11 protein-coding genes are annotated in these 13,696 nt (G+C 30.6%); 10 read left to right on the plus strand and 1 reads right to left on the minus strand.

Going from position 1 to position 13,696, the window contains the following annotated elements:
- Nucleotides 1-228: 228 nt before the first annotated feature.
- Nucleotides 229-840 (minus strand): phosphatase PAP2 family protein, encoded by a 612-nt coding sequence (locus ACE193_RS13660; protein WP_375558784.1) that lies wholly within the window; start codon nt 838-840, stop codon nt 229-231.
- A gap of 426 nt (nt 841-1,266) precedes the next feature.
- Here ACE193_RS13660 and ACE193_RS13665 point away from each other — a divergent pair, with 426 nt between their 5' ends.
- The 10 genes from ACE193_RS13665 (at nt 1,267) to ACE193_RS13710 (ending at nt 13,692) form a co-directional block, all read left to right on the plus strand.
- A complete protein-coding gene (locus ACE193_RS13665) occupies nt 1,267-2,154 on the plus strand; it encodes an alpha/beta fold hydrolase (RefSeq protein ID WP_375558785.1) in 888 nt (295 codons plus the stop codon).
- 129 nt (nt 2,155-2,283) lie between these two features.
- Nucleotides 2,284-2,988, plus strand: a complete 705-nt coding sequence (cmk, locus tag ACE193_RS13670; RefSeq protein WP_375558786.1) for a (d)CMP kinase — start codon at nt 2,284-2,286, stop codon at nt 2,986-2,988.
- A gap of 27 nt (nt 2,989-3,015) precedes the next feature.
- The gene (locus tag ACE193_RS13675; RefSeq protein WP_375558787.1) at nt 3,016-4,533 is read left to right on the plus strand and encodes a hypothetical protein; all 1,518 of its coding nucleotides are present in this window, start codon (nt 3,016-3,018) and stop codon (nt 4,531-4,533) included.
- Between the two features lie 42 nt (nt 4,534-4,575).
- Nucleotides 4,576-6,792, plus strand: coding sequence for an NAD-dependent epimerase/dehydratase family protein (locus ACE193_RS13680; RefSeq protein ID WP_375558788.1), 2,217 nt, complete (start codon nt 4,576-4,578; stop codon nt 6,790-6,792).
- An 87-nt stretch (nt 6,793-6,879) separates the two neighbouring features.
- A complete protein-coding gene (locus tag ACE193_RS13685; RefSeq protein WP_375558789.1) occupies nt 6,880-7,845 on the plus strand; it encodes a glycosyltransferase family 2 protein in 966 nt (321 codons plus the stop codon).
- Nucleotides 7,846-7,852: 7 nt separating this feature from the next.
- The gene (locus ACE193_RS13690; protein ID WP_375558790.1) at nt 7,853-9,193 is read left to right on the plus strand and encodes a glycosyltransferase; all 1,341 of its coding nucleotides are present in this window, start codon (nt 7,853-7,855) and stop codon (nt 9,191-9,193) included.
- Nucleotides 9,194-9,200: 7 nt separating this feature from the next.
- On the plus strand, nt 9,201-10,238 hold the full coding sequence (locus ACE193_RS13695; RefSeq protein ID WP_375558791.1) for a glycosyltransferase: 1,038 nt from the start codon (nt 9,201-9,203) through the stop codon (nt 10,236-10,238).
- Nucleotides 10,239-10,315: 77 nt separating this feature from the next.
- Nucleotides 10,316-11,035 (plus strand): methyltransferase domain-containing protein, encoded by a 720-nt coding sequence (locus ACE193_RS13700; RefSeq protein WP_375558792.1) that lies wholly within the window; start codon nt 10,316-10,318, stop codon nt 11,033-11,035.
- Between the two features lie 76 nt (nt 11,036-11,111).
- On the plus strand, nt 11,112-12,371 hold the full coding sequence (locus ACE193_RS13705; RefSeq protein WP_375558793.1) for a glycosyltransferase: 1,260 nt from the start codon (nt 11,112-11,114) through the stop codon (nt 12,369-12,371).
- Between the two features lie 10 nt (nt 12,372-12,381).
- The gene (locus tag ACE193_RS13710; RefSeq protein WP_375558794.1) at nt 12,382-13,692 is read left to right on the plus strand and encodes a hypothetical protein; all 1,311 of its coding nucleotides are present in this window, start codon (nt 12,382-12,384) and stop codon (nt 13,690-13,692) included.
- The last annotated feature ends 4 nt before the right edge of the window (nt 13,693-13,696 follow it).

The raw sequence follows: 13,696 nt of genomic DNA on the forward strand, positions 1-13,696 counted from the left end.
AAGATTGATAGGATAGGGATTATTTCTTTATCAACTTATTAATACACAAAAATTACACAAAAGGCAAATTTAGTGCGTAGTCAGAAATATTCAAAAAAAAATGATTATCATGCAAGTTTTTTGGGATTTTTTTTGTATAAAAAGCAAATTTTTTTCAAAAAACGAATAACTTTTATCAATTATTTGCCAAATTATAATTATATGTAGATTATTTTGTCTCTTCCCTTTTTATAAAACCCAAGCCACTATTCCAAAACATGTCCCAAAGCCTATCAAAAAACCACTCCAAACTTCATTTGGTGTATGTGCTTTTAGATATAACCTCGAACTCATTACCATTCCTGTTAAGAAAAATAACATCACAATAGGTAAAAGTAATTCAAGTGAAGTATTAGCAGCTTGAAAGCTAAACAGAAAACCCAAAAGTCCACTAATTCCGATAGTATGAACACTCGTTTTGTGGAAAAGTGTAACTAGCGTAGTCAGACACATAGAAAGTGCAACTCCTCCAGTTAATAAAACAACTTGAATTTCATAACCTACCTTTTGAATCATCAAGTAAGCAAGAAGTGTATAAAAAATAGTAGTAAACATAAATGGAACAGCTCTTTCTTTTCTATTTTCCATATTAAGGGAGGAAATAAAACCTGTATAACGCAGTGTGAGCAAGAAAAAAGCAGGAACAACAAAAGTACCCAAGAAAATAAGGCTTAAAAATAGGATTTGTCGTTGTCCAAAAGGCTCACTGCTTAGAAGAAAGAAAAAGAGTAAATATCCCACAACTGGCATCAAGGCAGGATGGAAGACATAAGAAATAAGTTTACAGAGTTTTTGAATCATAGTTCAAAAATACGAATCTTTTAGATGAAAAATAGAGTAATTGTTTTAAGTGACTGCAAAAAATAGATATTATTACAGTTAAATAGTCCTTGTGTGTTTAGTTTAGCTACACTAAGGATTAGGTTGCTCTTAGAATTAAACTAATTCAAAAATCTTAACAGCAGGAACTACAGAAGAAGTTTTGACAAAAGAAAATATCAAAAAAGCCTATTCTTTAGAACCTGTCATTCATACCGATTTTCGAAACGATAAAAATGAAATGTATTTGTTTTTTGAGTAATGAATGATGATTTTTAAGGTGTGGAAAGTTATTAGCAATATCTAAATAACTATTTTCAGTCCACAGGATATTCTAGAACAATCACTAAACAGTAAAAAGCATGCCTTTTCACTATAAAATTCTTAAATTTAACTTAATCATTTATTATGAGTCCATTTTTTAAAAGTATTTTTCGTCGAAAACGAACTTATATTTTTCTGTTTTTGGTAATAGGTTTACAATTAATTTCTAGCTGCATGCAATTCCGAATTAGCGACCGAAAAGTCAAAAAAGAATTTAAAGACCAAAAATTCAAACCTACTTTTGAATATGTAGAGTTCGAAGAGCGTAAGATTCATTATGCCAAGATAGGAAACAATTCGTTTCCAACACTTTTTTTTATACATGGTTCGCCTGGAGATTGGAGTGCTTTTTTGGATTATTTTAAAGACTCTACTTTGCTAGAACGTACAAATATGGTTGCTTTGGACAGAACAGGTTATGGAAAGTCTGATTTTGGAAATTATGAAAAAAACTTAAAGGAACAAGCTCGTTTTTATAAAGGTGTTTTAGAAAAATATCAAGACTCCTCCAAGCAAAAACCTATTTTAGTAGCTCATTCTTATGGTGGTGCTGTGGTCTTGCAAATGGCGATTGATTATCCTGAAATGATGAGTGGTGTAGTTGTTTTGGCTGGTCTTTCTTCGGCAGAGCTGACTATTCCTCGTTGGTATAACGGTGCTGCAAAGTCTATTTTTGTGCGTTGGTGGCTTCCTACTGCGCTTACTGTTTCGAATAAAGAAATGTTGCATTTACAAAAAGATTTGAAAGCTATTTCAACTGATTTTGATAAAATAAATGTTCCTTTAATGGTTTTACATGGACAAAAAGATAGGATTGTTCCTTACGAACACGCACTTTTTACAGAAGAAAAATTAAAAAATAATCCTTCTTTTAAGCTTATAACACTTCCACAAGCAAATCATTTTATTCCTTGGACGCATCAAGATACAGTTAGAAATCTAATTCTGAAAATGCTTGATGAAACGAAATAGTCATTCTTAAAATAGTTTCTTGCAGGCTTTTTTATTCAATATCAAAATTATTTCTATAAGTTTTATACCTTTGCAGTACATTGTTTTTCAATGCAGACTTATCTATTTGAAATTAGAAGCTAAGAAATTATGGTTCAAGACAAACATACTAAAAATATTATTATAGCTATTGATGGTTATTCAGGTTGTGGTAAAAGTAGTACTGCAAAAGCTGTTGCGGCTCGTTTAGGGTATGCTTATATCGATACAGGTGCGATGTATAGAGCTGTAACGCTGTATTTTTATCGCCATAAAGTTGATCATTTAAGTAAAGGTCAAGTCAGAAAAGCTCTTACTTCTATATTATTAGAGTTTAAGTTTGATGAGCTTACAAAGAGTAGTCATGTTTATTTGAATGGTGAAAATGTAGAATCTCTCATTCGTCAAATGCACATTTCAGAACGAGTAAGTGATGTCAGTACGATTGCCGAAGTGCGTCATTTTTTGGTAGCTCAACAGCGTTTGATGGGAGAGAAAAAAAGAATTGTAATGGATGGAAGAGATATAGGAACAGTAGTTTTTCCACAAGCTGAATTAAAAGTGTTTATGACTGCACAAGTACCTACTAGAGCATTACGTCGTCAGAAAGAACTAGAGGGTTTGGGACAACAGGTAGAGTTATCTGAAATTATCAATAACCTTGAAAAAAGAGATTTAATAGATTCTACTCGTGAGGAAAGTCCTCTACGAAAAGCAGATGATGCTATTGAAATCGATACCACAAACTTAGAGTTTGAAGAACAAGTGGAAAGAATCTTAGAATTAATGAAGGTAGAAAGTAATTTGGCTAACTAGAATTTAGAATTTTTTAATTAAATAAAAATGAACGTAGTTGTATTTACCACTTGGGTTATATTTGAATTTATACCATCTATTCACGCAGAAATCATAGAGTCTCACCTACAAAAAGGACATAAAGTAAAGGTTATTGTTTGTGACTCTCAACTTCCTTCTTGTTTTTATCCTCATAGAGATTTGTATGACAAAAAAGATTTTTCTTCTTTCAAGAGTAAAGAGGTTTGTTTGACATGTCAATTAACATGGAGACATACACTTACAGAAGAATTAAAGATAAAAAAAGAAGATATTGTTTCATTGACACCCGTTCCTAAAGATTTGGTAATTCCAGATTTTAATTCTATAAAAGAAGTTGAAGATTGTCATTACAAAGAGATACCTATTGGTGCTGGTATAATGTCTAGCCTCATTTCCTTGACTCGGGATGTAGATATTGATATTGTAAAATATAGAAAAGAATTAGAGGCTATGTACAAAAATGCCGTTATTTCTATTCTAACAATGGAAAAACTGACCCAATCTTTTAATCCTGATAAAGTATATATTTTTAATGGAAGACGTGCCGAACGTAGAGCTGTATTAGAGTTTTGTGAAGTAAAGGATATAGATTATGATACATGGGAAATTGCCCAAAGTTTGAAGCATTATTATTTAGTAAATCGTACTCTTCCACATGACCCTGTACGTTTTGCTCAAGATGCAATAAAACTATTCAATGAACCAAGTATCCCCAAAGAAGAAAAAATAAAACAAGCTGAAGAGTGGTATCAACTAAAGCGATATGGAAAGAACGAAGACCGTCCGAATGATATAAATTATAAAAAGCTAATGAACGATGATGATATTAGCAAGTTAAATATTGACACTAAAAAAATAAATATCGGAGTTTTTATATCTTCAGAAGATGAAATTGCTAGTTTAGGGCAAAAAATATGGCCTTTTAAATATCGTCAAGTAGATACTATCAATATTATTTTAAATCATTTTAAGGAAGATAAAACAATTCATTTTTATTTGCGTATTCACCCTAATTTGAGAAATATAACTAGTCTTGAAAATGATAAGTTGCATCAACTATCTTCTCCTTTATTAACGGTCATACCAGCATCATCTCAACTTAATTCATACTCCTTAATGGAGGCGTGTGATAAAGTTGTATGTTTTAGTTCAACGATTGGGTTAGAGGCTACTTTTTGGAAAAAACCGTCTATTCTATTCGGAACATCTTCTTATAAACACATACCTAATAGCATACATAATGCAGAAACGCTTGATGAATTATTTGCTCTTATTAAACACCCAAATCTTCCCCCTAAAGACAAAGAAGCAGCTATGATATACAGTTATAGCCTTCAAAATAAAGGAAAACTCATCAAACGATTAGATATATACGATAAGCAAATTGTTAGTGTTTATTCAAAGTATAAGTTACTATATCCTATTTATAATTTGTATAAAAAATCTAGCTTTTTGAGTAAAATTGTTAGAAAGTTAGAAATAGAAAAAATGACTAAAAAAGCATTAGTGTTTTTTTCTAAGTGATATATCAAAAAAATATTTTTGTTAAAATAAATAAAACAAACTGTGAAAAAAATAACTATTGACCACTTTGAATGGATTATATTTGGTGGAGGTGCTGTAGTACAAGAGTTTTATATTCCAGCCTTCAGAACCTTAGAGTTACTACAAAATGTTTTGATAGTAGAACCCTCTCAAAAAGAACAAGAGAAATTGCTTAATACAGGCGTAAAAGTAATACAACAAGATTTTGAAAGTTTTTTGAGTAATTATGATACAAAAAACAAATCTACTTTGGTTATCATTGCATTACCTAACTTTTTGCATGTAAAGGCAATGCAAATTTGTATAGAAAAAGAACTTGATGTGTTGTGTGAAAAACCTCTTACTTTAGATGAAAAAAGTTCATTACAACTTTATAAACAAGCGAAAGAAAAGAATGTAATCGTGGCTGCTGCTATGGTTAAAAGAAAGTTAGCAAGTTTAAAGTCATTACAGTTTCTTCTTTCATCTCATCTCATTGGAGAGATTGAAGACGTAAAAGTAAGTGATGGCTCAAGTTTTGGATGGTCAGCAGATAGTTATGCTTTTTTTGATGGAAAAAATGGAGGAGTGTTGGCTGATATGGGGATTCATTATTTGGATATGTTCTATATGTTGTTTGGTGATTTGAAACCTATTTCTTATGAAGAAGACTGGAAAGGACGAACAGAAGCTAATTGTACGTATTGTTTGCAGACAGAAAAAAATATTCCTATTACTTTACAGATTTCTCGTACCCATTTACTAGAAAATCGTTTTGAAATAATTGGAACAAAAGGAAAAGCATGGATGGAAAAAAATGATTTTGAAAAAGTATTTTTTCAAAATAAATCCGATGATACTATCAAAACATTGCGTGATGAAACACCCTTTGTAGCTTCTACACAACTCACTCATACCTTTGAGGCTGCTTTTGTAGAACAAATTTATGACTTTGCTCAAACTGTTATTTCTCATAAGGAAGGAAAAGAGCCTTCTTATGTAGATGCAAAACAAGCATCAAAAATAGTAGCTTTAGTAGAATGGGCATATCAACAAAGAAATAAATCAACTGCTTTTGTTAAAAAAGAGGCGAGCAAATATTTAATTACAGGTGGAACAGGATTTATAGGAACAGCTCTTATCAACCGTTTAGCAGAAGAAGGACATCAAATAACAGCTCCTGTAAGGCGTTATCAAAACTGTGCACCTATTGCTAAGTGGGCAAATGTAGAAATGCCTCGCCTAAATTTACTAGATTATCAAGCCGTAAAAGAGGCAACAAAAGGAAAAGAATATATTTTTCATTTAGCTGTCGCTGCTGATGGTAATAATGCGTATGAAGTAAATGTAAATGGAACAAAAAACTTAGTAAAAGCAGCCACAGAAAATGGAGTGAAAGGAATTGTCATTACAAGTACAATGAATGTTTATGGGTTTCCTAAATCACCAGCTACAAATGGGGTAATTGATGAAACGTGGAATAATAAAAGAATAGTTCCTGCTGGTGGAAATTATGGAGCTACAAAAGCTGTTATGCAAAAATGGGCATTGGATTGGGCAAAAAAGAACCCACAGATGCACCTTTCTATTGTAAACCCAACTTGTGTATATGGAGTAGATGGAAAAACATATACTACCTTGCCTTATGATTTACGCAAAATAAATAGATTTTGTTGGATAGATAATGGACAAGGTATTGCCAATTATGTTTATATTGATAATCTCTTAGATGCAATGTTACTAGCTTTGCAAACACCAAATGCACACGGAGAAAATTATATAATAAATGATGGATATACTACTTGGAAAGAATTTTTGACTCCTCTTTTATTAGATAAAGCTCAAAATATTCCTTCTCTGACCAAAAATGACCTAGAAACAGAGAGTTTTAATAAATCTGAAAATCTTATAGTTACAGCCAAAAGTTTGCTTGGAAGTTATGAAATGATGGAAATCATAAATCGTAATCCCTCTTTAAAATCCCTCAAAAAAATAGCTTTATCTCTTACTCCAAATGTAAAACAAAAAATATACGAACACAGAGAAAGCTCAGTGAATTTTGATAACATAATGAAACCTACTGAACAGCCATTTAATCCACCTGCATGGTTGAATGATTTGTTTGGTAATACAGTTACGAAATTATCTTCTCAAAAAGCAATAGAACAATTAAATTGGACTCCAAAAATAGGTTTTGAAGAAGGAATGAAGCTATCAACAGAATGGATGAAAGAAAAAGTAGTACTAGATAAGGAATAAAAAGCAAAGGTTTTATATTGGTAGCAGTTTAATTTCAGATTGCTACCAATCTGAAAGTTTTATGAAATATCTAAAAATGAAAATAAAATGAATACAAAGCTGACTTCAGTTATAATTCCTGCTTACAACTGCGAATCCTTCATAAAAAAAACTCTTGAAAGTGTATTTAATCAAAGTATTGGGTTAGAGAATCTAGAAGTTATTGTAATTAATGACGGCTCAACCGACAATACACTACAAATTTTGAGGAAATATGAAAAAGAAGATAAAATTATCTTAATAGATACACCCAATAGAGGAGTAAGTGCTGCTAGAAATATAGGGTTAGATAAAGCAACAGGAGATTTTATTCAGTTTTTAGATGCTGATGATTATATACATTCTACAAAAATAGAAAAACAGGCAGACTTAATTAATACTAACAATAAAGATATATGTTTGTCCGACTGGTGTTCTGTACCTTCAATAGAGCCAACAGAATTAGAAAATACAGATAAAGTCAAAGATAACTATACTGTTTTTTACCCAAAATTAGGAGAAAATTATCTCAATCAAATACTAGAAAGTACTATCTGGATACCTCCACACTGTCCTTTATATAAAAAAGAGTTGATATCAACTACTCGTTTTGACCAAAATATCAAGTTTGGAGAAGATGTTCGTTTCTTTTGGGAATGCTCATATAAAGTGCAAAATTTGGGTAAAATAGGGTATATACAAGAAGTTTTGACTTATTATGTGCAACATGAGGCTAGTACTACTCAAAATATGAGGTCTGATACAAAATTAAATGATATATTTAAAAATGCTTATCAACTCTACCAACAAAATAGAGAAGATACTTATCGTTATAAAGAAGCATTGCTAAATATTTTTTACTACTGCGCTAAAGAATACTTAGCAGTGAAAAATTATAATCAATCTGACCTTTGTTTTGAAGTAATAAAAAAAATAGAACCTAAGTTTTTACCTACTTATCCCATCAAAAAAAAAATAGCTCAGATAATAGGATTAAAAAAAACAGAGTATATTTTTGATTTTTTTAAAAAATAGTAAACAAATGAAAATTGCATTAGGAGTAGGTTATTACTATCCAGATTCTATTGGAGGAACAGAAAAGTACATACACGACTTAGCCATTTATCTTACTTCTCAAAATATAGAAGTCATTATCATTTCACCTAGTTCAAAAGGTAATTATTTTTATCAAAATGAAGATGTAAAAGGGTTAGAGTATATGGTTTATAGATTTGAAGTTCCTGAAGAATTTAAAAGAGATGAAATAACTGATAAAATAATTTGTAGAGGGTGGCAAAATTTTGAACAACTGCTTATAGAGCTAAAACCTGATATTTTTCATTTGCATACACTCTCAACAACACTTAATTATAGACACTTAAAAGTAGCAAAAGAAAAAGGAATAAAAACTCTTTTTACAGCTCACATTCCAGGGGTTATTTGTCCAAAGGGAGATTTTATAAAATATCCTAATGAAGTTTGTAACGGAAAATTACAAAATTCTACTTGTGGTTATTGTTATGCACAACAAAGACACGAAAATAAGCTAATAGCTGAAATTACAGGCACACTGGCAAAATCTAGTTTTGTATCAACTGTTTTAGAGAAAAAAGTTCCTCAATTTAGTGTTGTTGGTCAGAAAAAAAAGACTCTTCATGAACTAGAACAGAACACAATATATATTATTGCTGTATGTCAATGGCTCTATGATGCCTTTTTGATAAATGGTGTTTCGGAAAGTAAATTAAAAATTTGTAGGCAAGGAGTAAGCAAAACATACCTAAAAAATATAAATCAACAACAAATACCAAAAGTAGCTACTAATGAAAATAAGAAGATACAAATAGGTTTTATTGGAAGGTTAGAACCCATAAAAGGATTACATATTTTATTAGATGCCTATGAAAAAGTAGTAGTAGAAAATCCAAATTTGAATCTAGAACTCCATATTGTAGGTGTGAAGCAAGATTATTATTTAGAATATTACAATCAATTACAAAGTAAAATACAATCTTTACCAAATATAAACTATCAAGAAAATATGCCAACTGAAAAGGTTAGTTTATTTATGGCAAGAATAGATTATTTATGTATCCCTTCTACGTGGTTAGAAACAGGACCTATTGTAGCTTATGAAGCCTTTGCAAACAAAACTCCGATTATTGGAGCGAATATAGGAGGAGTAGCAGAACTTGTTGAAGACAGACAAACTGGGCTTTTATATCAATTTAATGGTGTAGATGCTCTAAAAAATATATTGTTAGAAGTAGCTAGTAATACTCAACTACATTCTTCTTTACAAAAAAATATAGTATATCCTCGTACCACGAAAGAAGTGGGAGAAGAAATGCTAACTATTTATAAATCATTGACTAAAAATTAGATAAATAATGAAAATAGCCATTACAGCAGATCCAGAACTTCCTGTTCCTCCTCTTTTATATGGTGGAATTGAACGAATAATTGATATGCTTATAGCACAATATACCAAAAAAGGACATGAAGTCTTATTATTTGGAAATGAAGAGTCTGTTACCTCTGCAAAACTAATTCCTTACCCTAGTAAAAGTAGTTTTGGTATAAAAAATATACTCAAAAATACGCTTACTGTCAGTAAGTTATTGACAAATAAGGAAATGAAAAATGTAGATGTAGTACATAGTTTTGGACGTTTGGCATATCTAACTCCTATTTTACCTACTTCTATTCCAATATTGATGAGTTATCAGCGTGAACCTACTATATCTCAAATAAAAAAAGCTGTTCAGTTATCTAAAAAAAATACACTTCATTTCTCGGGATGTAGTGAATATATTGCATCCCAAATTCGTCCTTATGCACCAAGTCATGCTGTTTTTAATGGTATTCCAATAGAAATTTATGATTTTGTGGAAAAAGTGGAAAATGACGCACCTTTAGTTTTTCTGGGTAGAGTAGAACATATAAAAGGAACACATATCGCTATCGAAATAGCCAAAAAAACAAGAAGAAAACTTATCATTGCAGGAAATATTCCAAAAGATGACGAGCAAACAGGTTATTTCAATTCTCAAATAAAATCTCATTTAGATGATACTCAAATTATCTATGTAGGTGCTGTAAATGATACTCAAAAAAATGAAATTTTGGGAAAAGCTGCTGCTTTTTTGATGCCTATTCTATGGAATGAGCCTTTTGGTATTGTGATGGCAGAAGCGATGGCATGTGGCACACCTGTCATTGGATTTGGAAGAGGGTCTGTACCAGAAGTTGTTAAACATGGAATAAATGGCTACATTTGCCAAACTCTACAACAAATGATTGAAGCTGTCGAAAAAATCGACTCTATTTCTCGTCTTGAGGTCAGAAAAGATACAGAAAGTAGATTTATTGCAGATGTTATTTCAGAGCAGTACTTAGAGATTTATAAGAAAATAAAAAAATTGTAGGTACACATAACAGGCAATCAAAAATAGTGTTTTTCTATTCTCACAATAGAAAGAATCAATTTATAGAAAAATAAACTATGAGCGCAACACTCAAACAACGCATAGGAAAAGTTTTAATTCCTAACCTACCTCTATCTAAAGAAAATTTTAATATTTTTAGACATGAGCTAAATGCTTTTTTATTGAGATTAAATACAAGTATTAATCCTATCAAACGAGCAAGCATAAGTAAATACACCAAACAAGATGAAATTTCTTTGAATGTAGGTGCAGGTCCTTTTGGTAAAAAAGATTGGACAAATGTAGATATGTTTAAATCAAACAATATTACATTTACTTATGATTGTCGCCGAAAAATGCCTTTTAGAGATAATTCTGTTAGGCGTATTCGTTGTGAACATGTCTTCGAACATCTAACTATGCATGACGAAGTACCTGATTTTTTAAAGGAGTGTAAAAGAATTTTGAAAAAAGAAGGGGTTTTGAGAATTGTAGTACCTGATATTGCTAAATTTATAAAAGCATATTATGAAAATGATACAGTATTATGGAAAGAAATGGGGTTTGAAGTAGGGGATGAAGAAGCTCCAACAGCAGCTTTTTTACTTAATCATGTCTTTAGACAAGACGGCGAACACAAATTTGCTTATGACTTCGAAACATTAGAATATATACTCAAAAAAGCAGGGTTTAGTAAAGTTATTCATCAAGAATGGAGAGAATCTATTGATGAAAAACTGAAAGATGATTTAGAAAACCACCGTCCATACTCGCTATATGTAGATTGTGTAAAATAAAAAAACTATCTCAATTTTTAGGTTTATATGAAATTAAATACACGATATAAATTTTATAACATGAAATTAATTTATAATGGACGAAAAAATAATAAAGAATAGTAAAAAACATATCTGTTTTGTTTCTTTAGGACATATTTCTTCTAACCCTAGATTAATAAAAGAAGCCTCTTTAGTAGCTAATCAAGGATATAAAGTATCTATAGTAGCTGTATATATTTCAAAAGAAACAGTACCATTTGATGAAGAGTTAATACAAAAAAATCCTACTTGGAATACTTTTATTTACCCTTTTTATAAAAAAAAAGGAGGGTATATTATCGGTACTTTCTTGCATCATTTGTTCAAACGTATTCAATTATCTAATTACTCTATAATTGCAAGTTTAAGCAATCTTACTGCTTTATGGTTTCCTATCTACCGTTCTTTAAAATCTATAAAAGCTGATTTGTATGTTGCTCATCATATTGCTATGTTGCCTTTAACTACTCAAGCTGCTGAAAAAAATAATGCAAAGCTAGGTTTTGACATAGAAGATGCTTACAGTGTAATGACAGAAAGTATAGATAAAAGTATAGTAGATATAGAAAAAAAATATCTTTCAAAAGTAGATTACCTCACTTGTGCTAGTCCTTTGTATATAGATTTTTATAATGAATGTTATCAAAATTTATCTCAAATAACACCTATTTTGAATGTTTTTGAAGATTTGGAAGAGCAAGACAAAAAAGAATATAAAGATCGAAAAAATATAAATAATCTATCTCTTTATTGGTTTTCTCAAACAACAGGAAAAGGCAGAGGAATCGAACAAATTATTGAAGCCTTAAATATATTAGATAGAAATGATATAGAATTACATTTGAGAGGTAATGCAAGCCAAGACATCAAAAACTATCTTTTAGAAATAGCTAAAAACAAAGAGATAAGGCAAAATATTTTTTTTCATGAAATTGTCTCAAATCAAGAACTTCCTATAAGAACAACTGAACATGATATTGGACTTGCCTTGGAAACAGGGTTTAGTGTAAATAATGAATTAGCCATTTCTAATAAAATTTTTCAATATATAAATAGTGGATTGGCTATTATTACCTCAAAAACTAAAGGACAGTCATATTTGATAAAAGAAAACAAAGAAATAGGCTTCTTAATAGATATTGATAATACAAAAGAGCTTGCCCAAAAAATTCAAATTTTGGCAGATAGTAAGAAAAATAATACGGAAGAGTTAGAAAGTATGAAAATAGCTGCTAAAAATCTATCGAAAACAAAATATAATTGGAATAAAGAAGGACAAAAGTTTATCTCAGTTATAGAAAAGACGTTGAGTTAATACCATACAAATGAAAAATTTACTTATTATTTCTCCAAATTTCCCTCCTAATAATGCTGCTGATATGCACCGTGTTAGACAAGGTGTAAACTATTGGAGAAATTTCGGTTGGAATCCTATTGTTGTAGGAGTAAAACCTCATTTGACAGAATATCCTAAAGAAGAGGTTTTACTTAAAACTATTCCTCAAGATATAGAAACTCATCATGTAAATGCTTTTGATGCAAAATATACACGAAAAATAGGTTTGGGTGATTTGGGATTGCGTTCTTTGTATTTTTATCGTAAAAAAGTAAACCAAATCATTAAACAAAAACAGAAAGAAGGAAATCCCATAGAACTTATCTATTTTTCTACGACTATGTTTCCTGTCTGTGTTTTGGGAGCATATTGGAAAAAAAAGTTTGATATTCCATATATTATCGATATGCAAGACCCTTGGCATTCAGAATACTATGAGAGTCGTCCCAAACATGAACGTCCTCCGAAGTACTGGTTTTCGTATCGCTTGCATAAGTTTTTAGAACCTATTGCTATGAAAAAAGTGAACGGAATCGTTTCAGTTTCGGAAGGGTATTGTAAAACTTTGCAAGAACGTTATCCAGCTACTATTACATCTCAAAATTGTATTACACTTCCCTTTGGTGCTTTTGATAAAGATTTTGATGTCGCAAAGAAAATAAAATTTGAAAATACTTTTTTTGATAAAAAAGATGAGTTCATAAATCTTGTCTATATTGGAAGAGGGGGACATGATATGAAAACGGCTGCAAATGTTCTTTTCAGAGCTATAAAAAAAGGAATAGATGAAAACTCTGCTCTTTTTCAAAAATTACGGTTATTTTTTATTGGAACAGATTACGCTTCTAAAAATCCTTCTGCTACTATTTTTCCTATCGCAAAAGAAAATGGAATAGAAAATCTTGTAGAAGAATTTCCTGCTAGAATACCTTATTTCGAAACATTACGCTTGCTCTCAGAAGCAAATGGATTATTAATGTTTGGTTCTATAGACAAAAATTATACAGCTTCAAAACTCTACCCTTATATTCTTTCGGAAAAATCTATTTGTGCTATTTTTTATGAAAAGAGTAGTGCTGTTACTATTTTGCAAAAAACAAATGCAGGTATAGTTATTCCTTTTGTAGAAGAACATTATACACAAGAAGTAATAGAAGAAGCCTATCAACTATTTACCAACTATTTAGAAAACTTAGAAGAAAAACCAAAAACAGACTGGGAAGCCTTCGAACCCTATACAGCAAGAGAAATGACACGAAAACAAGCTGAATTTTTTGATAAGGTAATAGAAAAATCATAAACAA

The sequence above is a fragment of the Bernardetia aquimarina genome (assembly GCF_042180575.1).
GTDB lineage: Bacteria > Bacteroidota > Bacteroidia > Cytophagales > Bernardetiaceae > Bernardetia.

Excerpts from the sequence above, each read along its gene's own strand:
- cmk (WP_375558786.1), top strand. The coding sequence starts at position 2,284 with ATGGTTCAAGACAAACATACTAAAAATATTATTATAGCTATTGATGGT.
- ACE193_RS13710 (WP_375558794.1), top strand. The coding sequence starts at position 12,382 with ATGAAAAATTTACTTATTATTTCTCCAAATTTCCCTCCTAATAATGCT.
- ACE193_RS13665 (WP_375558785.1), top strand. The coding sequence starts at position 1,267 with ATGAGTCCATTTTTTAAAAGTATTTTTCGTCGAAAACGAACTTATATT.
- ACE193_RS13685 (WP_375558789.1), top strand. The coding sequence starts at position 6,880 with ATGAATACAAAGCTGACTTCAGTTATAATTCCTGCTTACAACTGCGAA.
- ACE193_RS13675 (WP_375558787.1), top strand. The coding sequence starts at position 3,016 with ATGAACGTAGTTGTATTTACCACTTGGGTTATATTTGAATTTATACCA.
- ACE193_RS13695 (WP_375558791.1), top strand. The coding sequence starts at position 9,201 with ATGAAAATAGCCATTACAGCAGATCCAGAACTTCCTGTTCCTCCTCTT.
- ACE193_RS13705 (WP_375558793.1), top strand. The coding sequence starts at position 11,112 with ATGGACGAAAAAATAATAAAGAATAGTAAAAAACATATCTGTTTTGTT.
- ACE193_RS13700 (WP_375558792.1), top strand. The coding sequence starts at position 10,316 with ATGAGCGCAACACTCAAACAACGCATAGGAAAAGTTTTAATTCCTAAC.
- ACE193_RS13690 (WP_375558790.1), top strand. The coding sequence starts at position 7,853 with ATGAAAATTGCATTAGGAGTAGGTTATTACTATCCAGATTCTATTGGA.
- ACE193_RS13660 (WP_375558784.1), bottom strand. The coding sequence starts at position 840 with ATGATTCAAAAACTCTGTAAACTTATTTCTTATGTCTTCCATCCTGCC.